The 21,756-nt window shown below is 71.1% G+C and carries 17 protein-coding genes; 10 read left to right on the forward strand and 7 right to left on the reverse strand.

Annotated elements, in window-relative coordinates:
- Positions 1–15 precede the first annotated feature (15 nt).
- Both R3F55_14955 and R3F55_14960 read right to left on the reverse strand, forming a co-directional pair.
- A complete protein-coding gene (locus R3F55_14955; GenBank protein MEZ5668708.1) occupies positions 16–1,506 on the reverse strand; it encodes an asparagine synthase-related protein in 1,491 nt (496 codons plus the stop codon).
- A 303-nt stretch (positions 1,507–1,809) separates the two neighbouring features.
- Positions 1,810–4,797 (reverse strand): hypothetical protein, encoded by a 2,988-nt coding sequence (locus tag R3F55_14960; GenBank protein MEZ5668709.1) that lies wholly within the window; start codon positions 4,795–4,797, stop codon positions 1,810–1,812.
- A 300-nt stretch (positions 4,798–5,097) separates the two neighbouring features.
- Here R3F55_14960 and R3F55_14965 point away from each other — a divergent pair, with 300 nt between their 5' ends.
- Both R3F55_14965 and R3F55_14970 read left to right on the forward strand, forming a co-directional pair.
- Positions 5,098–5,385, forward strand: coding sequence for a hypothetical protein (locus R3F55_14965; protein MEZ5668710.1), 288 nt, complete (start codon positions 5,098–5,100; stop codon positions 5,383–5,385).
- A gap of 77 nt (positions 5,386–5,462) precedes the next feature.
- Positions 5,463–5,879 carry a response regulator gene (locus tag R3F55_14970; protein MEZ5668711.1) on the forward strand — a complete coding sequence of 139 codons (417 nt, stop codon included), beginning with the start codon at positions 5,463–5,465 and terminating at the stop codon, positions 5,877–5,879.
- Positions 5,880–5,925: 46 nt separating this feature from the next.
- On the opposite strand, the gene R3F55_14975 is transcribed toward R3F55_14970, so the two are convergent.
- On the reverse strand, positions 5,926–6,918 hold the full coding sequence (locus R3F55_14975) for a threonine dehydratase (GenBank protein ID MEZ5668712.1): 993 nt from the start codon (positions 6,916–6,918) through the stop codon (positions 5,926–5,928).
- A 182-nt stretch (positions 6,919–7,100) separates the two neighbouring features.
- Here R3F55_14975 and R3F55_14980 point away from each other — a divergent pair, with 182 nt between their 5' ends.
- The 8 genes from R3F55_14980 to R3F55_15015 all read left to right on the forward strand — a co-directional run bounded on the left by R3F55_14980 (position 7,101) and on the right by R3F55_15015 (position 18,324).
- The gene (locus R3F55_14980) at positions 7,101–7,427 is read left to right on the forward strand and encodes a hypothetical protein (GenBank protein MEZ5668713.1); all 327 of its coding nucleotides are present in this window, start codon (positions 7,101–7,103) and stop codon (positions 7,425–7,427) included.
- Between the two features lie 135 nt (positions 7,428–7,562).
- Positions 7,563–8,699 carry an efflux RND transporter periplasmic adaptor subunit gene (locus R3F55_14985; protein MEZ5668714.1) on the forward strand — a complete coding sequence of 379 codons (1,137 nt, stop codon included), beginning with the start codon at positions 7,563–7,565 and terminating at the stop codon, positions 8,697–8,699.
- Positions 8,700–8,710: 11 nt separating this feature from the next.
- Positions 8,711–11,824 (forward strand): efflux RND transporter permease subunit, encoded by a 3,114-nt coding sequence (locus tag R3F55_14990; protein ID MEZ5668715.1) that lies wholly within the window; start codon positions 8,711–8,713, stop codon positions 11,822–11,824.
- A 198-nt stretch (positions 11,825–12,022) separates the two neighbouring features.
- On the forward strand, positions 12,023–12,736 hold the full coding sequence (locus R3F55_14995; GenBank protein MEZ5668716.1) for a hypothetical protein: 714 nt from the start codon (positions 12,023–12,025) through the stop codon (positions 12,734–12,736).
- Positions 12,737–12,765: 29 nt separating this feature from the next.
- On the forward strand, positions 12,766–14,082 hold the full coding sequence (locus R3F55_15000; protein MEZ5668717.1) for a hypothetical protein: 1,317 nt from the start codon (positions 12,766–12,768) through the stop codon (positions 14,080–14,082).
- A gap of 25 nt (positions 14,083–14,107) precedes the next feature.
- Positions 14,108–15,778 carry a hypothetical protein gene (locus R3F55_15005; protein ID MEZ5668718.1) on the forward strand — a complete coding sequence of 557 codons (1,671 nt, stop codon included), beginning with the start codon at positions 14,108–14,110 and terminating at the stop codon, positions 15,776–15,778.
- 57 nt (positions 15,779–15,835) lie between these two features.
- Positions 15,836–16,756 (forward strand): hypothetical protein, encoded by a 921-nt coding sequence (locus R3F55_15010; protein MEZ5668719.1) that lies wholly within the window; start codon positions 15,836–15,838, stop codon positions 16,754–16,756.
- Positions 16,757–16,935: 179 nt separating this feature from the next.
- Complete coding sequence (locus R3F55_15015; protein ID MEZ5668720.1) at positions 16,936–18,324, forward strand: sigma 54-interacting transcriptional regulator; 1,389 nt, start codon at positions 16,936–16,938, stop codon at positions 18,322–18,324.
- Positions 18,325–18,330: 6 nt separating this feature from the next.
- On the opposite strand, the gene R3F55_15020 is transcribed toward R3F55_15015, so the two are convergent.
- From R3F55_15020 to R3F55_15035, 4 genes are all read right to left on the reverse strand, one after another.
- Complete coding sequence (locus R3F55_15020) at positions 18,331–19,011, reverse strand: DUF2461 domain-containing protein (GenBank protein MEZ5668721.1); 681 nt, start codon at positions 19,009–19,011, stop codon at positions 18,331–18,333.
- A gap of 91 nt (positions 19,012–19,102) precedes the next feature.
- Positions 19,103–19,978 (reverse strand): TauD/TfdA family dioxygenase, encoded by an 876-nt coding sequence (locus tag R3F55_15025; GenBank protein MEZ5668722.1) that lies wholly within the window; start codon positions 19,976–19,978, stop codon positions 19,103–19,105.
- On the reverse strand, positions 19,975–20,424 hold the full coding sequence (locus tag R3F55_15030) for a DUF126 domain-containing protein (GenBank protein MEZ5668723.1): 450 nt from the start codon (positions 20,422–20,424) through the stop codon (positions 19,975–19,977). The genes R3F55_15025 and R3F55_15030 overlap by 4 nt, the downstream gene beginning before the upstream one ends.
- Positions 20,421–21,701 carry an aconitase X catalytic domain-containing protein gene (locus R3F55_15035; protein MEZ5668724.1) on the reverse strand — a complete coding sequence of 427 codons (1,281 nt, stop codon included), beginning with the start codon at positions 21,699–21,701 and terminating at the stop codon, positions 20,421–20,423. The genes R3F55_15030 and R3F55_15035 overlap by 4 nt, the downstream gene beginning before the upstream one ends.
- Positions 21,702–21,756 lie beyond the last annotated feature (55 nt).

Raw genomic sequence — 21,756 nt, forward strand, 5'->3', positions numbered from 1 at the left:
TCTCCCTCGACTGTCTTATTCGGCCGCCGGCTGCGGGGCCGCCGGCCGGGTGTCCCAATGCGACACCAGCGCCATGATCGGCCCCGGGTCCGCATATTCGGCCGCCAGCAGGGCGGCATAGCGCGCCTCTTCCGCGCAGCGCCCGGCGGCGTGCGCCGGCGGCGCGTCCGCGGCCGCGTCGGCCAGCAGATCGGCAAAGCCGCTGCCCTGGTCGAATTGCAGCTTGTCGCGCCAGACGATGTCGTCGGGCAGCATGTCGGCGAACGCCTTGCGCAGGATCCACTTCTCGATCCGCCGGCCGCTGCCCGGCATCAGCTTCCAGCCGGTCGGCAGGCTGAGCCCCAGCGCGATCATTGCGGTATCGAGGAACGGCACCCGCGCTTCCAGCCCGTGCGCCATGGTCATGCGGTCGACCCGCTGCAGGTTGATGTCGTGCATCGTACCGATCGACCGCCGCAGCTCCGCGTGCAACGCCGCATGGTCTGCGATGTCGCGGTAGTAGCCGTAGCCGGCAAACAGCTCGTCGGCGCCTTCGCCGGTCAGCACGACGGTCACTTCGCGCGCTGCGAACTCGGCCACGAACCAGCACGGCAGCGCGCTGCGCACCAGGTCCCTGTCATAGGATTCCAGGTGGTACAGCACGCGCGGCAGAGCGGCCGACACCTCTGCCGGCGTGACGATGCGCTCGCGATGGTCGGTGCCGAGATAGGCGGCAACGCGGCGTGCCGCCGCCAGGTCCGCGCTGCCCTCGAGCCCGACCGCGAAGGTTTTCAGGTCGGGCACGTGACGCGCCGCGATGGCGGCGATGATGCTGCTGTCGAGGCCGCCGGACAGCAACGCGCCGAACGGCACGTCGCTGCGCAGCCGCTTCACCACGGCGGCCTCGAGGGTACGCCGGACCGCGGTAAGGGCGCTGTCGAGGTCCCAGTCCGCCGGCGGAGCGTCGGGAATCGCGTAGTAGCGGGTGAAGCCGGTGCGCGAGTCGTAGCGATGCCCCGGCGGAAACGCGGCGACGTCCGCCGCCAGGCCGGCGAAAGCCTTCGCCTCGGAGGCGAAGACAAGCCCATCGCCGGTGCGGGCCATGTATAGCGGCTTGATGCCGACCGGGTCGCGCGCCGCGATCAGGTGGTCGCCCCGGGCCAGCACGAAGGCGAACATGCCGTCGAGCTCTTGCACCGCCTCGCCACCGCGTGTTCCCACGCTGTGCAGGATCGATTCGCTGTCGCTGGCGGTGCGGAACCGCGCCTCGGGGCTGCGCTCCCTTAGCGCTCGGTCGTTGTAGATCATGCCGTTGGCCACCAGCGCCGCACCGGTTTCCGGGTCGACCATCGGCTGCTGCCCGCACGCCGGATCGATCACGGCCAGGCGACAGTGCCCCAGCGTGCCGGCCCCGCCCGCCAGTTCGAGCATTCCGCTGTCGTCGGGCCCGCGGTGCTGCTGGCGCGCGATCATCGCCCGGGTCAGGCCGGGGTCGCTCTGGCCCCACAGGGCGGCAAGGCCACACATGCGTCGAATCTCCTGAACCGTCCAATAATTCTGGAACGAATTCGGCGCACAGGGGCGAAACCGGCGCCAAAATCACGTCGATCTGATTGGGATGTGCCAAGAATGGCAGATCGATCCGCGGGTGACAAGCCGGAATTACCAAATGGAAGTAACAAATACTCGTCTACTGTATTTGCTGAATGCGGCTCAATGAGTAGGAAAAGATATGGCGTGCGAAGATAGTGTCGGGTATTCACTCGAGGCACTGGCTCTTTACGGATTATTTTTCAGGAGCTTGGCCGCGTTTTCGCGGCCGGCCGCCTCTCAGTCGGCGCCGCCGTCCTGCAGACCGGCCAGGCGGAGGTCGGCGACCAGCCGGTCGACCAGGCCCGTGTCGTAGCGCCGCTGCGCGTAGGGCGCGCGCGGGTCGTCGGCGAATGTCGGGTCGGCGTCGACCAGCTGGCCGACGATGCGCTGCGCCAGGCTGCCGTTGCCCGAACGCACGGCGGCCACCGCGCGCGCGGCGATGTGCAGCGGCTCGTCGGAGCCCAGCAGCTCGCGCGCCTTGCGGACGGCCTCGGTCATCTCGCCCAACCCGTAATTGGCCAGGAACAGCGCATAGTCGCGCCAGCGGTCGGCGGTGGGCTGCAGTTGCTCCGCCCGCGACAGCAGGCGGACGGCATCCTCGAACCGGCCGTCCTCGGCCATACGCACGCCGACGCCGGTCAGGACCTCGACATTGAACGGATTCAGCCCAATGGCCCGCGCGGTCATCCGCGCCATCGCCTCGGTGTCGCCCATCAACGCGTAGGCCCAGGCCTGGGCGAAGTAGCCGCTGGCCGAATTCGGATCCAGCCGGACCGCGGCCTGCGCCTCGCGCAGGCCGTTGCTCAGCGCGTCGTCGCCGGCCTGCCCGCCATTGTCGAAGTCGTCGAGGTGGACCACCGCCAGCATGACGTGCAGATAGGGTTCGCGGCTGCCGTTGTTGATCTCGTTTACCGCACAATCCAGCGCGGCCTGGCGGCGCAGCCGGCTCGCCACCTCGAGGTAGTCGGAAAAGGCGTAGAGGCAGCGCATGGTCGAGGTGAAATCGCCGCGGCGGCGATAGTCCTGCACGATCGCGCCGTCGCGGCGCGCCAGATCGGCGGCGGCCTGCTGCATGGCGAGGTCGCCGCCATATTCGAAGCTGTCGGTGCCCAGCGTCGGCACCGCGAAGTCGCGCGACATCACCAGCTCGCGGCTTCCCGCATGCACCGCGCGCACCCAGGCGCTGATCCCGCCGGGGCCGGGAATCGCCGACACGGTGACCACGTAGTCCTCGGGCCAGATCGCCAGCCGCCGGGTCTCGTCGGCGCCGATGCTGACCACCTGGACGTTCTCGAAGCGGGCGGCGGCGCCTTCGAACGCGAGCGCGAGCGAGACCGAGGGTCCGGTATCGCCCGGCACGATCAGCAGCCGCGGCAGCGACGGCCGGGTCCCGGCCAGCATTGGCGCGAACACGTCGACCGGCTCGGCGGCCGGCGACGGCGCGGACTGGCGCCGGTCGGGCGACTGGCCGGCCCGGATGGCGTCGAGGTCGCCGACGAGGCGGTCGATCAATGCCGGCGCCAGCTGGCGCTTGCGGTAGGAGGCCGCGGGGTCGCTGGCGAAAGCGGGGTAGGCCGCGTCGAGCTCGCCGAGCAGCGCTTGTGCCTGCACGATCTCGCCCTTGAGAAAGATCCCGATCGCGTGTGCCGCCATGTATTGCGGGTCGGACGCGCTGGCCAGCGCCAGCGCGCGGCTGATCGCATTGTCGCGGTCGTCCTGCAGGTAATAGGCGAGGAACAGCCCATAGGTCCGCCACGGCGAGGCGGTCGGCTGCTCGGTATCGGATTGCTCCAGCATCGGCAGCGCCTTGTCGGTGCGGCCGAAATAGGCCAGGCGAAGGCCGTAGCTGGCCAGGATGTCCGGGTCGTAGGGGTTCAGGGCCAGCGCCTGGTCGCCGGCGCGGATGGTGGCGTTGACGTCCCCCATCAGCGAATAGACCAGCATCTGCGCCATGTAGCCCAGCGAGGAATTCGGATCGCGGCTGGTGGCGGACAGCGCGGCATCGAGCGCGCGGGCCAGCGGGTCGCCGGGCTGGGGGTTGTGGCCGTCGACATATTCCTCGGTGCCGAGCAGCGACAGTGCGACGTAGAGATAGGGCTCGCGGTTGCCGGTCGCGATCTCGTCCTCGGCGCAGGTGCGCGCCGCCAGATGCGCGTCGGCGGTCTGATGCAGGAAATAGTCGAGCACGAGCAGGACGCAGCGCATCGTCGGCGAATAGTCGCCGCGCCGGCGATAGTCCTGCTCGAGCGCACCGCCTCGGCGTACCAGCGAGGCGGCGAAGCCCTGCAGTGCGGCGGTCTGGTCCTGGGTGAGCGCGCGCTGCGCCGGGTCGTCGAGCGTGAGCTCGCGCGATTCGACCAGCTCGCCGGACGCCACGTGCACCATGCGCAGGTAGACCGACGTCCGGTCGCTGCTGCCCTGCGTGGTGATCTGGATCTCGTAGTCCTCCGGCCAGGGCGCCTCGTCGGCGGCCGCGCCGGGGGCCTGCACGACGACCCGCACGTTGGCGAATTTCGCGACCACGTCCTCGATCGAGGCGGCCGAGCCGGCGACCAGCGGATCGTCGTCGGCAGGGCGCGTGAAGATTCGCGGAAACGCGGGCCGGACCGTGACATGCGGCCGGCCGCGATCCGGCGCAGCCGGCGCGGTCTCGCCGGCGGCGTCTGCGGACGCGGTGGCTTCGCTCTGTTCGCCTGCGCCCTCGCCGAACAGCAGCACCAGCGCGACCGCCACGGCGGCCACGGCCGCGACGCCGGCCGCGGCCAGCGCGAACAGCAGGTGCCGGCGCTGGCGCACCGGCGGCGGGGGGGCGGCGGGGGGCGGGGACGACGCGTCCGGCTGCGGCGGTGCTGCCGGCTCCGGCTCCGGCTCAGGCTCCATCCGTGCGAACAGCGGCCGATACTGGCCCTTCGGGATCTCGATGCGGATCCGCGAATCCGCTCCCTCGGTCGCGTAGTAGTGCGCCAGGCTCTGGCGCAGGCGGTTCACCTCCACCCGGACGATGCTGTCGCTGGTCGGATCGAAATCCGGCCCGCGCCCCAGCGCCTCGGTGGCGATGGTGTAGGCCTTCAGCGCGTCGCCGCGGCCGTCGATCGTGTTGGTGACCAGGTAGCGCAGCAGCTTCGGCAGCCGCGAATTCGTCTGGAAGACGTTGGAGCCCAGCAGCTCGGCGAGCGCCTGCAGGACCTCCTCGTCGGTCGCATCCACGGCGGACGGATCGGTCACCGGTCCAACCTGAAAAAGCGGTAGTCCGGGAACGCCGCCGCATTGCACACGTTACGCCTGCGCATTGCCGGACGTTACAACACCGTACGTACTTCAAAAAGGGCGTGCGTGAGGGCAAATGTCCGGCATCGCAACGGTCGGCTCGCCAGTCTCGCCAGAAGGCCACATCGCCATGGCCGGCTCGGGAGGGCGACCGCAAGCGAAGCCGATGCAACACCGCCGACGGAACCGGTCCGGCCGGGGATCAGCCCCGCGACCCGCCGTCCGCCTCTGACGACAACGCACAAGGATGCACCGACGATGACGCCCCGTGAGGCACTGACGCTCTATGCCACTCTGCTCGATGCCGCCGACCGGCTGCGGCGCACCCAGGGCGGGCCGAACACCGGCGAAGGCGGCAACTTCGCCTTCCGGCGGTCGACGCTCGGCCTGGCAAGCCTGATCGAGTCGTGGTGTGTCGACAATGCCAACACCTTCGTCCCGACCCTGATGTCCGGCATGTCCGATGAAGCCAGGGCCGACGAGCGCGCCTTTCTGGACGAGCTGTCGGTCCGTCTGCGGCCCGTCGCCGGCGATGCGGTGAACTGACCGCGCCTGCCGCGACATCGATGGCGCGCGGCCAACTAAACCGTTTTAATGCCTTTGCTGGAATTCGTGAGGACGCCGTGAGCAAGAAGGCCCCCCGACTACTGATCGTCGACGACGACAAGATGATGCGCCGCGTGCTGAGCGACTATGCTTGGCTGCTGGGCTGGTCCAGCATTGCCGCCAGCGATGGCGGCGCCGGCTATCTCGCCGCCCAGAACGAGCGCTTCGACGCGATCGTCACCGACTGTCACATGCCGCGCTTCGGCGGGATCGAGATGATCGGCCGGATCCGCGCCGGCACCGGCCCGAATGCCGACACCCCGATGCTGGTGGTGACGGGCATGAACAACGAGGACACCCAGCGCCAGGCCTATGCCGCGGGCGCGACGGCGTTCATCGTCAAGCCGGTGTCGCTGGACGAGTTCCGGCACATCGTGGAGTCGGCACTGTCCGCCGACAACGGGGCCAAGACCGCCCTCGGCTCGGCCGCTTAACGCGTTGTAACGCCGCCGGCGCGCACGGCGGCGGCCGTTTCCGGGCCTACCGAACCTGGGCCATTGCCCCCTTCGTCCCTTCCGTCAGAACCGGGCCGACCAGCGACAGGAACAGCGCGGCATCGATGTTGCCGCCGCTGAGAATGGTGCCGATGCGCCGCCCGCGGACGGCGTCGCCTTCGTGCATGGCCGCGGCCAGCGCCGCGGCGCCCGCGCCCTCGGCCAGGTTGTGGGTGTCGGTGTAGTGGACCGCGATCGCCTGCGCGATCTGCGCGTCCGTCACCTCGACGATGCGGTCGGCGCCGGCCCGGATGATCGCCAGCGCGTCCGGGTTCGGCATCCGGCAGGCGACGCCGTCGGCGAATGTGTCGGCCGATTCGGTTGCGACCACGCGACCCGCAGCGAACGAGCGGGCATAGGCGGGTGCGCCGCGGGCGACCACGCCGACAATGCGGGTCCGCAATCCCAGCAGGTCGCGCGTGCGGATCAGCCCGCAGATGCCGGACCCCATCCCGATCGGCACGTAGACCGTGTCCAGGTCCGCCACGGCCCGGAACAGCTCCAGCGCATAGGTCGCGACACCGCGCACCAGATCGGGATGGAATGCAGGCACCATGTGCAGGCCGTGCGCCTCGGCCAGCGCCTGCGCGTGCTCGCGGGCGGCGTCGAAATCGCGCCCGTACTCGACCAACGTCGCGCCCAGAGCCCGCATCGCCGCGTTCTTCTCGCGGCTGTTGCCCTCCGGCACGACGATCGTGACCGGGATGCCGTGGCGGCGGGCGGCGAACGGCAGGCTCTGGCCGTGGTTGCCGCGCGTGGCGCTGATCACGCCGCCCGTGTACCCCGACCGGGCGAGGCCGTCGAAGTAGACCAGACCGCCGCGCACCTTGAACGCGCCGGTCGGCGTGTGGTTCTCGTGCTTGACCCAGATCTCGCAGCCGACGCGTTCGGCCAGCAGCGGCCAGGCATATTGCGGAGTCGGCGGCATCGCGGTGCGGACCAGGGTCGCCGCGGCTTCCAGTTGGGCGAGGTCGAACATGGCGCGTCGTCCGGTTCTGCGGGCGCCCACCCTGGGCGGGGCCCCGGTCGCAAGTCAACGCGCGGATTGTAGGGCTGCAATGGACGGCGACCCTTCACGCGACTTTGTGCGGGTGGCGGATGACGGCCCCGCGCCGCTGTGGAATGATCGTCTCGGTTCTGGCTCGCAGCGGGAGGCTCGCCATGCACGTTCGGCCGGTTGCCCTTGCCCTCGGTGTCGCGCTGGCTGCGGTCGCGGCCGGTGCCGCCCGCGCCGACGCGATCGACGGCGACTGGTGCAAGGACGGCGCCCAGTTCAGCATCCGCGGCCCGCAGATCGTCACGCCGGCCGGCACCGCCACCGAAGGCGCCTACGACCGGCACGCCTTCGCCTATGTGGTGCCGGAAAACGAGGCCGCGGCGGGCACCGAGATCTTCATGACCCTGCTCAACGAGCAGAACCTGCGCCTCATGATCGGGTCCTGGACCGAGGCTGGCGAGGTGTGGACCCGCTGCGAGTTCGTCAGCTGAACGCAGTCGCCGCGCTGACTGCGATTTGCGCGCAGGAAGGCGACGGCCCGGCCGTATCATGCAGGACGGATGGGCCCGGGGCGACGGTCGGCGGCATTGAGGCGCACAGTGCGAGGTGAGAGCGACGAGCCGGCCATGCGCGCGGCCGCACGGCCGCGTGCGGCGTCGTGGTGGCGCCAGTTGGTCGGCGTGGCGGTCATCGGCGGCCTCGGTGCGGCCGGCTGGCTGCTGTTCGAGCCGCCGTCCGGCGACGAAGACGGCGGCGCCGGTGCGCAGCAGCGCGGCGGCCGCGGCGGCGGCGCACCGGTCGTCACCGCGCCGGTGGCGCTGGCGTCGGCTGGCCAGATCCTGCGCGCCGTCGGCACCGGAGAGGCGCTGCGCTCGGTCACGCTCTTTCCCGCGGCCGCCGGCGAGGTCGAGATCGTGCTGTTCACCGCCGGCGAGGCGGTGCAGTCCGGCGACCCGCTGATCGCGCTCGACGACGCCGAGGAGGCGCTGGCGGTCGAGTTGGCACGCCTGCAGGTGCAGGAGCAGGAGCGCACCGTGGCGCGTAACGACCAGCTGCTGCCGTCCGGCGCGGTGTCGTCCAGCGCCGCGCAGTCGGCGCGCACCGCGCTGGCCGAGGCCCGCAACCGCCTGGCCGCCGCCGAGCTGGCGCTGGAGCGGCGCACATTGCTGGCACCCTTCGCCGGGGTGATGGGCCTGACCGACGTGGCCGAGGGCGACCGGGTGACGACCACCACCGAGATTGCCACAATCGACGACCGCAGCGCGCTGCTGATCCGCTTCGAGGTGCCCGAGCGGTTCGCCGCCCAGGTGGCGCTGGGCCAGGACGTGCGCGCGGAAACGACGGCGATGCCGGGCACGGTGTTCGCCGGCCGCATCACCGCGATCGACAGCCGGCTGGACCCCGAGAGCCGGACCCTGCCGGTTCAGGCGACGCTGCCGAACCCGGACGACCGGCTGCGCGCCGGCATGTCCTTCGCCGTCACCATGGCGTTCGCCGAGGCGCAGTATCCCGGCGTGCCGGAAATGGCGGTGCAGTGGAGCCGCGACGGTCCCTATGTCTGGCGGGTGGCCGACGGCACGGTGGAACAGGTGCCGGTGTCGCTGGTCGAGCGCACGGCCGGCACTATCCTGGTCGACGGCGCGCTCGTCGCCGGCGACCGGGTCGTGGTCGAAGGCACCCAGCGGCTGCGCCCGGGACGCCCGGTGGAGGAGGCCGGCCAGCGCCCCGCCGGCGACGCCGCCGCGGCGCGGCCCGCCTCGTGATCCACGACCGCATGGACGTCAGTTCGCTGGGCGTGCGCCGTCCGGTGCTGGCGATCGTGCTGAACCTGCTGATCATCGTCGCCGGCGCCGCCGCCCTGATGGGCGTGGAGATCCGCGAGCTGCCCAATGTCGACCGGCCGGTGATCACCGTGCAGGCGTCCTATCCCGGGGCGTCGCCGGAGACGGTCGACACCCAGGTCACCGGCGTGATCGAGGGCGCCGTCGCCCGCGTGCCCGGCATCGTCTCGATCAGCTCCAACAGCGACTACGGCGGCAGCCGCGTGACCCTGGAGTTCGACCCCTCCGTCGACCTTAACATCGCCGCGGCGGACGTCCGCGACGCGCTCGGCCGGGCCGAGCGCGAGCTGCCCGACGACGTCGAGGCGCCGAGTGTGGTCAAGGCCGACGCCGACTCCTCGCCGATCGTGCGGCTGTCGGTGACCTCGGACACGCGCGACGCCGCCGCGCTCACCGACCTGGTCGAGAACGAGATCGCCGACCGGCTGGCGGCCGTGCCCGGCATCGCCGACGTGCAGGTCTACGGCGACACCGCGCGGGTGGTGCGGGTGGTGGTCGACCCGTTCGCGCTGGCCAGCCGCGGGCTCGGCCTCGGCGACCTGGCCGAGGCCCTGTCCGACGCCGCACTCGACATCCCGGCCGGCACGCTGGAGACCGCGTCGCAGGAACTGGTGGTTCGGGCCGACGCGGCGGTGGCCACGCCGGCCGAGATCGAGGCGATCGGCATCGACCGGCGCACGCGGATCGGCGACGTCGCCCGCGTGTTCTTCGGACCGGAGGACCGCAACTCCTCGGTCCGCCTCGACGGCCAGCCGGTGATCGGCCTCGGCCTGATCCGCCAGGCGCAGTCCAACACCATCGCGATCTCGACCGCGGTCGACGCCGCGATCGCCGAGCTGTCGCGCAGCCTGCCCGACGTGCGGATCGACAAGTCGTCCGACGACGCCGTGTTCATCGAGGGCGCGATCACCGAGGTCACCCGCACGCTGCTGCTGTCGGTGCTGATCGTGACCGCGGTCATCTACGTGTTCGTCGGGTCAGCCCGCGCCACCCTGATCCCGGTGGTGACCATGCCGGTGGCTCTGATCGGCACCGTCGCGGCGATCTGGCTGCTCGGCTTCTCCGTCAACATTCTGACCCTACTGGCGCTGGTGCTGGCCACCGGCATGGTGGTCGACGATGCCATCGTGGTGCTGGAGAACATCATCCGCCAGCGCGGGCTCGGCGCCCGGCCGCGCGCCGCCGCGGTGATCGGCACGCGCGAGGTATTCTTCGCCGTGATCGCGACCACCGCCACCCTGGCGGCCGTGTTCGTGCCGATTTCGTTCCTGCCCGGCACTGCCGGCCGCCTGTTCACCGAGTTCGGCTTCGTGCTGGCGGTGGCGGTGACCATTTCCTCGGTAGTGGCGCTGTCGCTGTGCCCGATGCTGGCCGCCCGCCTGCCGCAGCGGGGCGGCGATTCCCAGGTCGGCGCGCTGTTCCCGGCGGTCGGCCGCTGGTCGGCCCGGCTCTATGCGACGACGCTGGACCTCGCCCTGCGTGCGCCCTTCGTGGCGCTGGCGCTGGGCGCGCTGGTCGGACTGGCCGCCTGGGCGGTGCTGGCACAGTTGTCGGAGGAGCTGCTGCCGGCGGAAGACCGCGGCGTCGTCTTCATCGCCGTGACCGCGCCGCAGGGGGCCGGGCTCGACTTCACCGACCGACAGGTCGAGCGGGTCGAGGCCATCGTGCAGCCGCTGATCGACCGCGACGAGGCGACCAACATGTTCGCCGTGGTCGGCCGCGGCTCCAGCAATTCGGCCTTCGTCATCGTGCGGCTGGCGCCGTGGGAGGCGCGCGGCCGCAGCCAGCAGCAGATCGTGGCCGAGATCCGGCCGGCGCTGTCGGCGATCCCCGGCGCGCAGGTCGGCCTGCGCAGCCCGAACAGCCTGGGCATTCGCGGCGGCGGCGGCGGGCTCGGCTTCGCCCTGACCGGCGGCGACTACGGCCGCATCGCCGAAGCGGCCGATGCCCTGGTCGCGGCGGCCGAAACGCGGCCGGATGTGTTCGAATCGCTGCAGGTCGCCTATGACACCAACCAGCCGCAGCTGTCGGTGGTGATCGACCGAGAGCGCGCCGCCGACCTGGGCGTGCCGCTGGCCTCGGTCGCCGGCGCACTGCGTGCGATGATCGAGGGCGACGATGTCGCCACGCTGTTCGTCGAGGGCGAGAGCATCGACGTGATGCTGCAGTCGGCCGCCGGCGTGGTCGACGACCCGACCGACCTGGAGAATCTCTACGTCGAGACCGCCGGCGGGCGCATCCTGCCGCTGTCGTCGCTGGTCACCCTGCGCGAGACCGCGATCGCGCCCGACCTCGACCGCGAGGGCCAGCGCCGGGCGATCTCGGTTTCCGCCACGCTGGCCGGCGATCTGCCGCTGCGCGCCGGTATGGACGCGATCCAGGCGCTGGCGGCCGAGACGCTGCCGCCCGGCATCGACCTGATGTTCCTCGGCGACGCCGCCACGCTGGACCAGACCTCGTCGGGGGTCGAGGTGACGTTCGGCATCGCCATCCTGGTCGTTCTGCTGGTGCTGGCGGCGCAGTTCGAAAGCTTCGCCAGCGCGGTGGTGATCGTTGCGACGGTGCCGTTCGGCATCGCCGCCGCCCTGCTGGCGCTGTGGCTGACCGGCACCTCGATCAACATCTACAGCCAGATCGGTCTGGTCATGCTGGTCGGCCTGCTGGCGAAGAACGGCATCCTGATCGTCGAGTTCGCCAACCAGCTGCGCGACCGCGGGCTGTCGGTGCGCGACGCCGTTCACGACGCCGCCGTCATCCGGCTGCGGCCGGTGATGATGACCATGGTCTCCACCGTGCTCGGCGGGCTGCCGCTGGTGCTGTCGAGCGGGCCGGGGGCAGAGGCGCGCGAATCGATCGGCTGGATCGTGGTCGGCGGGCTTGGCTTCGCCACGCTGTTCACGCTGTACCTGACCCCGGTCGCCTATCTGCTGCTGGCCCGTTTCGCCCGCCCGCGCGCCGGCGAGACCGAGCGGCTGCGCGAGGAACTGGCGCTGCACAGCCCGCCGGCCGGCCTGGAACCCGTCGACCTGCCGCGCGCCGCGGAATAGTCCCGCCGCCTCGCCCCGGCCGCGAAGCTCTCTTCGCGCCGCACCCCTACAGCCCCGGAACAAGCGAAGTGCGCTTCGCGGCTGTACGCATGAAGTTCCCGCAAAAATAATAGGTTAGAGACTGGCACGGCGTTTGTAACCCTGGCGGCACGGCACTCGATCAGCGGGGCGCCGCAGCAGCGATAGGGAACGACGACCATGCATGACATCGATCGTGTCCAGGCCGAGGCGCTGGACGACAGCGAGTTCGACTTCGAGGCCGACGACGAGTTTTTCGAGGCCGAGGCGGACGACGATGCCGAGATCGTGTTCGAGTCCGACGAGGAGGAATTCGACGAGTTCGAAGCCGGGTCGGGCGGACCGTTCGACGAGGCGACGGAGATGGAGCTCGCGGCCGAACTGCTGGAGGTCCAGTCCGACGAGGAGCTGGAGCAGTTCCTCGGCAAGCTGTTCAAGCGTGCGGTGCGCGGCGCGCGCCGCTTTGCCCGCTCCAGCGCCGGCCGCACGCTGGGTCGCGCGCTGAAGGGCGTCGCCAAGAAGGCCCTGCCGGTGGCCGGCCGCGCGGTCGGCACCTTTTTCGGCGGCCCGGCCGGCGGTGCCATCGGCGGCAAGGTCGGCGGCTTCGCCAGCAGCCTGTTCGAGCTGGAGCTCGAAGGCATGAGCCCGGAGGACCAGGAGTTCGAGGTGGCCAAGCGCTTCGTGCGGCTGGCCGGTACCGCCGCGCGCGCCACCGCGGCGCGGGCGCGGACCAGCCCGCCGACGGCAGCCGCCAAGGCCGGCCTGACCGCGGCCGCGCGCCAGCATGCGCCCGGCCTCGCCCGGCGTGCCGGGATGTCGGCTGCGGCCGGCGGGCGCGCGGCCAGCGGCCGCTGGTTCCGCCGCGGCAATCGCATCGTGCTGGTCGGCGCCTGAGCGGCCGGCCAGGTCGGGGAGCGCGAACGATGCTGTCCAGCACAGTCAGCCGCCATCTGGGCGAGGAAGCCAAGGCGCTCGCCATGCGCCTGCGGCAGGTCCGTCCGCTGGCGATGGTGATGCCCATGGTGCCGGCGGCCGGCCTGAACGCCACCGCCCTGGACAGCATCGACCGCTACCTGGCCGAGGGCCGTGCCGGCCTGCGCACGCTGGTCGACGGCTATCTCGACTGGTTGACCGGCCCGCGCGGCTATGCCGCCGGCGACGCAGAGGCGCAGCGGCGGTTCACCGTGATCCGGCTGCGATTCCAGCAGGTGCTGACCCAGTTCGACATCTTCGCCGACGCGGTCACCCAGCGCAGCGAGCACGGCTACGGCATCTGGCTGGGCGGGCTCGACCACCTGGCGCGCGATGCGCTGAGCATCCCCGGCGTGATCGACCGGCCGCCGCCGCTGTTGACCTATCTCGACCGCGGCATCGGGGCGGCGATCCGCCGGGCGCGCACCCGCCTGCCCGGCGGCGGCGACAATCCGGTCGCGATCATCCGCGTGCCGCGGGAACGCATGATCGGCGCGGCGGTGGGCTCGTCGCTGGTGCATGAGGTCGGCCACCAGGCCGCGGCCCTGCTCGACCTGGTGCCGTCGCTGCGCCGCGCGATCGCCGCGGCGCGGGCCGATGCCCCCGACGAGGCGCTGGCCTGGGACTACTGGCAGCGCACCATTTCCGAGATCGTCGCCGATCTGTGGTCGGTGGCGCGCCTCGGCGTCGGCTCCACCGTCGGCCTGATCGGCGTGGTCAGCATCCCGCGGCCGTTCGTGTTCCGTATGCGCCTCGACGACCCGCACCCGTTTCCCTGGATCCGTGTGCGGATCAGCGCTGCCATCGGCGGCGCGCTGTTCCCCGACCGGCAATGGTCCGCGCTCGCGGACATGTGGGAACGGCTCTATCCGCCGCAAGGCCTGTCCGGGCGCAAGCGGCGGGTATTGCACGCGCTCGACGACCACGTCCCGCAGCTGGTCGCGCTGATGCTCGGCCACCGCGCACCGGCGCTGCGCGGCCGGACGCTCGGCGAGGCGCTGGCGGTCGGCGACCGCCAGCCCGAGCGGCTGCGCCGGCTGTACGCCAAGTGGCGGCGGGGCGAAGTGGCCACGGTCGCGCGCCAGCCGACCTTGGCGGTGGCGATGGCAGCGCAGGCCCGGGCCGACGGTACGCTCGGCGCCGCCGAGGAGGGCCGGCTGGTGCGGGCGCTGCTCGGCAGCTGGGCGCTCGACCGCAACCTGCCCAGGGCCGCGGCCCGGGCGCCGCCACCGTCACCCCTTCTTCCCCGATTGACCCACGCGGCCTGAGCGGCCGCCAGCGAGGAGACCGACCATGGCTGATCCGAAGAAGACCGGCAGAGCGTCCGGCGGCAATGCGAACGGGGGCGACGGCGAGCCCGAGCCCACCCTGGCCACCGGCCGCTCGATCGATGCGGCGGCGGGCGATGGCCCCGGCCGGGCGCAGTCCTTCGGCACCGAGCAGGACCCGGTATGGGTCAGGCTGCGGTCGTCGACCGATGCCCTGGTGCCGCACCGCCTGCTGTGGGACGTGATCCGCGACCGGACCGCGGCGATCGGCTTCAACCGCTACAGCGCCTACCTGGAGGGCATCCTGTGCCGCGACGAGCTCGACTGCGGCTATGGCGGCAAGCAGGACTGCGTCGACCCGTGCCGGGCCGAACGCCGGTTCTATTCCATGCACGGCCCGGATTCGTACCGGATCCTGAAGGCGGCGACCGAGTGCTTCCTGATGCACGAGTGCGGGCAGTACAGCGCGCGGGCGTGCCAGATCTGGCAGGGTTACCGCGACGGGGCCGAGATCGACGGGACGGTGCCGACGGCGGCGCTGATCGACGCCATGCGCGACCGCTACCTCGACGCGATGGACAACAGCTGCGACACCAAGGTGCTGCCGTATTTCGAGATCATCCGCGGCCGCCTCGGCGAGATCCCGCTGAAGAACGGCCTGGTGCTCGGTGCCCAGGGCGCCAGCGACGGCGGCTGCTACGGCATCCTGCGCACCCGTCTGTCGATGCCCTGCATGATCGAGCTGATCTGGTCGTACTGGCACGAGGAGGGGATGCTGGCGCAGACCCTGAACGCGATCGGGCTGCGCTTCCAGAACATCCGCAACCCCACCCTCAACGACCCGCTGGCGCATATCGCCATCGACCCGCTGCGCGGCCTGAACAACCTGTTCTGGGGCTATCTGCAGGACGAGCAGAACCGGCTGACCGTGCACCGGCGGGCTTATGAGTACGAGCACCACTACGGGCTCAACCTGCTCGGCAAGGCGGCGCCGAAGATGGCGCCGGTCGACCGGCGCTCGCGCTTCGTGGAGGCGTTCCACAACCTGCTCGGCACCTGCACGCGGTTCTTCAAGGAGGTGAACAACCTGCAGGTCGACGCCGACGGTTTCCCGGTGCTGACCGCGCTGAAGGAGGTCCACGTCCTGCTCGCCCAGGGCGCGCACAACCAGTATGGCGACCTGCCGTGGCAGAGCCGGGTCGAGATGCTGATGCAGCAATGGCTGCTCGGCCGGCCCGAGTTCCGCGAGTTCCTCGGCGGGCGCACCATGGTTCCGTACACCGAGCCATGGATGGACCGGGTCGACACCATGAAGAACCTGCAGGGATGGTCGGACACCTCGATCTCGGTTTTCAATTCCCTGGCCACCACCGGCGAGCAGATCCTGCTGTCGATCCGGTTCACCGCGTGGAGCGCGATCAACGACGCCGCGGTCGCCAGCGCCTGGGCCGTGACCTGGCGGTCGGAGATCCAGAACTACATCCACGCCTATCGCGCGGCGACCGGCGTCGACCTGGCGGCGGAGACCCGCGATGCCGACCAGCGCGCGGCTGCGCTGACCCCGCCCAGCATCCTGCTGAGCAAGCGGCTGGCGAACCAGAAGCGTGCCGGCGCGTTGCCGCCGCCCGCCTCGCGCGCCGGCCTGCCGGCGGCCGCCCGGCGGCAGATCCCCGGTCCGACCCCGCTTACCCGTTGAATTGTTCCGGCCGGGCGGGCACCTGCGGCCCGTCCGGCGGCTTCAGGAGGCAGAACGATGTTCGATACATCCACGCATGTGCCGCCGGCCATCGCCGAATTGTTCGAGATCGACAGCGAAATCATCGGTTCCGACACCAGCAAGCGCCGCCGCGACACCGACAAGGTCCCGTTCCGCTACATCTGCCAGGTGGTGACCACCGCGCAGGTCACGACGCCGGCCGGCACGTTCAATATCACCAGCCGCGGCACCGGAACGCTGATCGCGCCTCGCACCGTGCTGACCGCCGCGCACAACCTGGTGCTGACCAAGCAGGACCTGGTCGATGCCGGCGTGCTCAGCCCCACCGCCAGCTTCAACCCGCGGCTGGCCAAGGCGCGCGAGGTGACCGTCAACCCAGGGCGCGACGGCGGCAGCAAGCCGTTCCCCAGCGCCAACGGCGCGGCGCGCTTCTTCTTCCCCGGCTATCTGGTACGCAACGCGGCCGGCACCGTCACCGACGTGCGCAGCGCGACCGACAAGGATATCGCGATCCTGCGGATCGACCGCGATCTCAGCGCCAGCGTCGGCTTCTGGGGCGAGCCGCGGCGCGCCGGCGACAGCACTGGCACCAGCGTGACCAGGACCGGCGCGCTGCCGCAGGCGACCGGCACGCTGCAGGTCAATCTGTCCGGCTATCCGGTCGACGACCGAAGCGTCAGCAGCCCGAAGCCGGAGGGCACGCAGTGGAGCTCGTTCAACCTGACCGTGCGCAAGGGCTCGGTCAACGGCGCGGGCGGCCTGCTGCTGTATTTCAACGACACGCTCGGCGGCCACAGCGGCAGCCCGGTGTGGGTCACGCGCCATTCCAGCATGGGCGGCCGCGTGCTGGTCGGCGTCCATGTGCGGCGCTTCCGCCGCAGCAACCGGCCGTTCGCCAATGCCGCCGTGCAGCTGACCGGCAGTCACATCGCATTCATCGACCGGCACAAGCGCTGATCGCCAGCGCGGGGCCGACGAGACCGCGTCGGCCCCGGCCGGAGTCTGAACAACTCGTCATGATCGCTTGTGACAATGCTCCTAGTGCCGACCGCGGCGGCAGCCGCAATATCGCGGGATATGCAAAGGCTGTGTCGGCCTTTCGATTTGAGAATGTCTGAAATTACCTGGATAGCACTATGACGCGTGACGCCATAGCCGTCTGGCTGCAGGCCGATACCGATGTGCCGCCGGGTTTCGTCCGCTCGCTTGTCGACCTGTTGCACGGCGAGGGCTTCGTCGTCGCGGACGGCGACGATCCGGGTCCGGCGATGCGGCTGCTGTTGGTCGGCCAGATCGCGGCGGCCGATCCGGAGCGGGTCCGCGCGCTCAGCCAGGACGCGACGCAGCGCCTGTGCGTGATCGCGGTGGACGACCCGGCGGTGCCGGCCAAGCTGATCTGGGACCTGCTCGCCAGCGGGGCCAGCGATTTCATCGTCGCCGACATGGTAGCCGGCGCGCCGGCCGCCGTGGTTCGGCCATTGGCGGCACGGCTGCGCCATTGGGCCGAGATCGACCGGATCGTCGAGTCCGGGCTGGTTCGCGACAACCTGGTCGGGCGCAGCCCGGCGTGGCAGCGCTGCCTGCAGCGGCTGGTCGAGGCGGCGCGCTTCGGCGACGGGCCGATCCTGCTGATCGGCGACAGCGGCACCGGCAAGGAGCTGGCCGCGCGGCTGGTGCACACCCTGGACCGGGCGCGGGCGGGCGGCGAGTTGATCATCGTCGACTGCGGCGCGCTTGACGGCAATCTGTGCGGCAGCGAGCTGTTCGGGCACGAGCGCGGCGCCTTCACCGGTGCGGTCGGTGCCCGGAGGGGTGCGCTGGCGCTGGCCAATGGCGGCACGCTGTTCCTGGACGAGATCGGCGAGCTGCCGCTGGAGCTGCAGCCGAAGCTGCTGCGCGCGATCCAGGAGAAGCAATACAAGCAGGTGGGCGGCAACCCGTGGCAGAAGACGGACTTCCGCCCGATCGCCGCCACCAACCGCAATCTCGACGACGCCGTGGCCGCCGGCGGGTTCCGGGCGGACCTTTACTACCGTCTCGCCGGTACCGTGATCCGGTTGCCGTCGCTGGCCGAGCGCAGGTCCGACATCCCGCTGATCGCGGCGCATTTCCTGCGCGCGCTGTGCCCGGACGGCACGCCGGCGCTGGACCCGCTGGTCTGCGATTTCCTGGTCGGGCGCGACTATCCCGGCAACGTGCGCGACCTGCGCCAGCTGATCCAGCGGATCGCGCCGCGCCACGTCGGCGCCGGCCCGATCACGCTCAGCGACGTGCCCGAGGAGGACCGGCCGCAGTCCGGGCCGGTGTGGCCGGACGACGGCTTCCGCGCCGCGCTGGACGCGGCGGTCGCGCGCCGGGTCGGCCTGCGCGAGGTGACGCGGGTGGCCGGCGACCTGCTGGTCAGCGTGGCGCTGGACCAGTCCGCCGGCGATCTCGGCCGGGCGGCGACGCTGCTCGGCGTCACCCGCCGGGCGCTGGAGCAGCGCCGGGCCCACCACCGAATGGGGGCGGCCCGGTCGGCCTGAACCGCGTCAGGACAGGTTTTCGACCAGCCAGCGGTGGATCGGCAGGGTGCCGCGCCAGCGCTCGACGCACCAGTCGACGAGGCCGGGCGTGGCCAGGCCGGGCGGGTGGGGTGCGGTCTGCACGGCGTAGAAGGCGTTGTGCTTCAGCAGGCGTTCGGCCGCCGGGGTCGACGCGGCGAAGCCGCGCGGCAGGGTCTTGTAGTGCGCGCCGCCGAGCGTGAAGCCGGCTCTTTCGATCGCGGCCACCGCCTTGGCCGCCGCCGGGCCCCGCTTCGGGTCGCAGACGGCTTGCCGGAACGCCGCGAGCCGCGCCGGATCGAAGCCGTGGCAGCCGGTGCCGAGGATCATCTCGGTCGCGGTCAGCCGGAAGAACAGTCCCGACAGCGCGGTCTTGCGCTCACCCTCCCAGAACCAGAGGTCGAGGTGGTCCTTGTACGGCGTCTTGTCCTTGGAGAAGCGGATGTCGCGGTTGATGCGGAAGATCGAGCCGTTGATCCGCGGCTCGGCGTTCAGCCGCGGCGCCAGCTTCGCCAGCGGCTCCGCCAAAGCCGCGACGAAAGCCACGGCCGGACCGACGAAATGCGCCTCGTAGTCCTGGCGATGGGCGTCGAACCAGGCCTTGTTGTTGTTGGCCGACAGCCCGGCCAGAAAATCCAGCGTGCCCTTGCCGAATCCGCCGAACGCCATCGCACCCCTCCCGCCTGACCGCGCGGCCAGAGCGTAAGCGAGCAATTAAATATGTGCAACGGCGCAGGCGGCCGGTCGGCCGGCGGTCGGCTCAGGCGGCCAGCTCGGGCGCGTCGACGTCCAGCGTGGTGCTGCGGCGCAGCTCGCGCGGCTCCGACAGGTCGAACAGGCGGCCGCGGTGCAGGGTGCAGCGGTTGTCCCAGACCAGCAGGTCGCCCGGCGTCCAGCGGTGGCTATGGACATAGCGGGGCTGGGTGGCGTGCTCCAGCAGGTCGGCCAGCAGCATCCGCCCTTCCGGAACGGTCATGCCGACGATCGAGCGCGCATGCGCGCCGATGAACAGGTGCCTGCGGCCGGAGCCGGGATGGGTGCGCACCACCGGCCAGCGCACCGGCGCGATGGCATTGCGCTGGTCCGCGCTGTAGTCGTCGTCGCCCAGCATGAAGCGGGAATGCAGGGCGTAGTGCTCGGCCTCCAGCCCGCCCAGCATGGCCTTGATCCGTTGCGGCAGGCCGTCATAGGCCGCGCGCATGTCGGCGATCTCGGTCTCGCCGCCCCAGGACGGCACCACCGCGCACATCAGCATCGAGTATTTCGCCGCCGGCCGCTGGAACGAGCTGTCGCTGTGCCACAGCCGGTTGGCGATGTTGCTGACGATGCGGCGATGGCTGCGGGCGGCGACGCTGCCGTCCGGTGCGAGGTTCGAGATGTCGCCGATCTCGTGATGCTTCAGCCGGGGGTTCCTGCCGGCCACCTGCTTGAAGCCGACGTCGAGCGGGCCGAAGGCGCGGGTGAAGGCGATCTGCCGGTCCTCGTCCAGCACCGGCCCGCGCAGCAGGCAGACCGCGTGCGCATCCATCAGCCGGTCGAAGGCGGCGACAGTGGCCGGGTCCGGCACCTCGGCGATGTCGATGCCCGCGATCGCCGCGCCGAAGATCGGCGTCAGCGGCTCGGTTGCGATTGTCATGGTCGCTCTACTCCCCGGTCGACCCGTGCCGCTGCCCGTCGTGTTATCGATATCATGCCGGCGTCGGCGTCGACCCGCACCCAGTCGCCGGTCGCGATCAGCGCGAACGGGTCGCCGTCCAGATCGGTCATCGCCGGCACCCGCGTCACCACCGCGCCCAGCGCGGCCTTGGCGGTCATGCGGGTGAAGATCATCGCCAGCGGCTCGACCCCCGCCACGCGGGCCAGATGGAAATAGTGGGAATAGCCGGAACTGCCCTTGGCGCCCGGAAACACCAGCACCTTGCCGGCGAAGCTCTGGCCACACAGTTCGTGGCGCCGTTCGATGATGGTGCCGGTGCGGGCGTCGAGCCCGCCCCAGCCGGAGATGGTGTCGCGCGTCACCAGCGCCTCGCCCTCGGCGACGCCGCCGACCACCTTGCGGCCGCGCAGGACGGTCTGCGTCATCGCAGGCCGCCGCGCCAGCGCCCGGTCAGGGCCGCGTCGATGCAGTCCTCGACCGAGCCGAACCAGCAGCCGACGTTCATGATCGCCGGCAGGTAGTGGGCCTGCTTGGCGCTGTCGGTCGCCACGGTCCTGCACCCCGCAGGCAACACGCGGCCGATCGCGGGGCAGGTGTCGCTCATCAGCCAGCCGCCGGCCGCCTCGATCGTCGCGGTGTAGCCGGCCAGGTCGGCGGCGTCGCGCAGCGCCCGCGGGGTGAAGATCCACAGGGCGGTGTTCGCGTGAATGCGCCTGCCCTCCAGCAACCGTGCCGCGGTCCACACCTGCTCGATCGCGTTGTGCGGGCAACCGAGCATCACCAGGTCGACCGCGCTGTCGCTTGCGGTGGAATTGAGCAGGGCATGGGCCTGCGCCCGCTCCGCCGCGCCATAGCGCAAGGTGGGCACGGCGCGGCGCGGGCCGAGGGCGGCGGCCAGGTCCGGCGCCTCCGGCGTCACGCCCGGGATGTGGTACATCTCGACGCCGCCCGACGAGGCCGCCGCCGCGCCGAAATGCTTCAGTTCGATCATGTGCGGCTGGGCGATGCGGCCGGTCAGCACCGGGATGTCCTCCTCAACGGCCGCGCCGACGTGATAGCCGAACAGGCCCCATTCCATCATGCCGGCGATCTCGACCTCGGCCTCGATGCGATGGGTGGCATGGCGGTTCTCGGCCAGGTGATAGCCCCAATAGGGAATGCGCCCGGTGATGGCGGCCGCGCCGGTGCTCTCGCGGCCCTCGGTGTTGGTACGCGCGCCCAGCACCGCGTTGCAGTAGACCACGGCCGAGCTTTCCATCCAGGCGCAATGCTCGCCCTTCACCGGCACGTTGCCGACCTGATAGGGCGTGCAGGTGTTGAACATGGCCACGCCCTTGCCGCCGAAATAGCGCTCGGCCCGGCGCTGCCATTCCACGTTCCTCTCCGCGACGCCGTGGATGTGGGCGTGGCGGGTATCGATGCCATGGATCAGCTGGCAGGTCGGCACCGCCATCGGCGGCGTTTCCACCACGTCGTCGGCGTCGAGGTTGAACTTGGAGAATACGGCGTCAAGCCCGCCGGCCTCGGCGAACGGCGCCACGCCGGGCGAGCCCGCATTCCAGGTGCCGGCCACGTTGCGGGTCTCGACCAACCGCTCCGCACCCAGCGCCTCGCCATAGCGCACCAGCAGGTCCATCGCCCGTTGCCGCGCCGGCCCGCCGGCGCCGTCGAGCCAGCTCCGTTCCAGGGCGGTCAGGCGCATGGCATGCACCCCGCATTGCGGCTCAACGTCATCCACGGGGCTTCTTTCCTCTCGA

The organism is Alphaproteobacteria bacterium (assembly GCA_041396705.1).
GTDB lineage: Bacteria > Pseudomonadota > Alphaproteobacteria > CALKHQ01 > CALKHQ01 > CALKHQ01.

Excerpts from the sequence above, each read along its gene's own strand:
- R3F55_14995 (MEZ5668716.1), top strand. The coding sequence starts at position 12,023 with ATGCATGACATCGATCGTGTCCAGGCCGAGGCGCTGGACGACAGCGAG.
- R3F55_15005 (MEZ5668718.1), top strand. The coding sequence starts at position 14,108 with ATGGCTGATCCGAAGAAGACCGGCAGAGCGTCCGGCGGCAATGCGAAC.
- R3F55_14965 (MEZ5668710.1), top strand. The coding sequence starts at position 5,098 with ATGACGCCCCGTGAGGCACTGACGCTCTATGCCACTCTGCTCGATGCC.
- R3F55_14980 (MEZ5668713.1), top strand. The coding sequence starts at position 7,101 with ATGCACGTTCGGCCGGTTGCCCTTGCCCTCGGTGTCGCGCTGGCTGCG.
- R3F55_14955 (MEZ5668708.1), bottom strand. The coding sequence starts at position 1,506 with ATGTGTGGCCTTGCCGCCCTGTGGGGCCAGAGCGACCCCGGCCTGACC.
- R3F55_15000 (MEZ5668717.1), top strand. The coding sequence starts at position 12,766 with ATGCTGTCCAGCACAGTCAGCCGCCATCTGGGCGAGGAAGCCAAGGCG.
- R3F55_15020 (MEZ5668721.1), bottom strand. The coding sequence starts at position 19,011 with ATGGCGTTCGGCGGATTCGGCAAGGGCACGCTGGATTTTCTGGCCGGG.
- R3F55_14985 (MEZ5668714.1), top strand. The coding sequence starts at position 7,563 with ATGCGCGCGGCCGCACGGCCGCGTGCGGCGTCGTGGTGGCGCCAGTTG.
- R3F55_15030 (MEZ5668723.1), bottom strand. The coding sequence starts at position 20,424 with ATGACGCAGACCGTCCTGCGCGGCCGCAAGGTGGTCGGCGGCGTCGCC.
- R3F55_15025 (MEZ5668722.1), bottom strand. The coding sequence starts at position 19,978 with ATGACAATCGCAACCGAGCCGCTGACGCCGATCTTCGGCGCGGCGATC.
- R3F55_14990 (MEZ5668715.1), top strand. The coding sequence starts at position 8,711 with ATGGACGTCAGTTCGCTGGGCGTGCGCCGTCCGGTGCTGGCGATCGTG.
- R3F55_14975 (MEZ5668712.1), bottom strand. The coding sequence starts at position 6,918 with ATGTTCGACCTCGCCCAACTGGAAGCCGCGGCGACCCTGGTCCGCACC.
- R3F55_15010 (MEZ5668719.1), top strand. The coding sequence starts at position 15,836 with ATGTTCGATACATCCACGCATGTGCCGCCGGCCATCGCCGAATTGTTC.
- R3F55_15015 (MEZ5668720.1), top strand. The coding sequence starts at position 16,936 with ATGACGCGTGACGCCATAGCCGTCTGGCTGCAGGCCGATACCGATGTG.
- R3F55_15035 (MEZ5668724.1), bottom strand. The coding sequence starts at position 21,701 with ATGCGCCTGACCGCCCTGGAACGGAGCTGGCTCGACGGCGCCGGCGGG.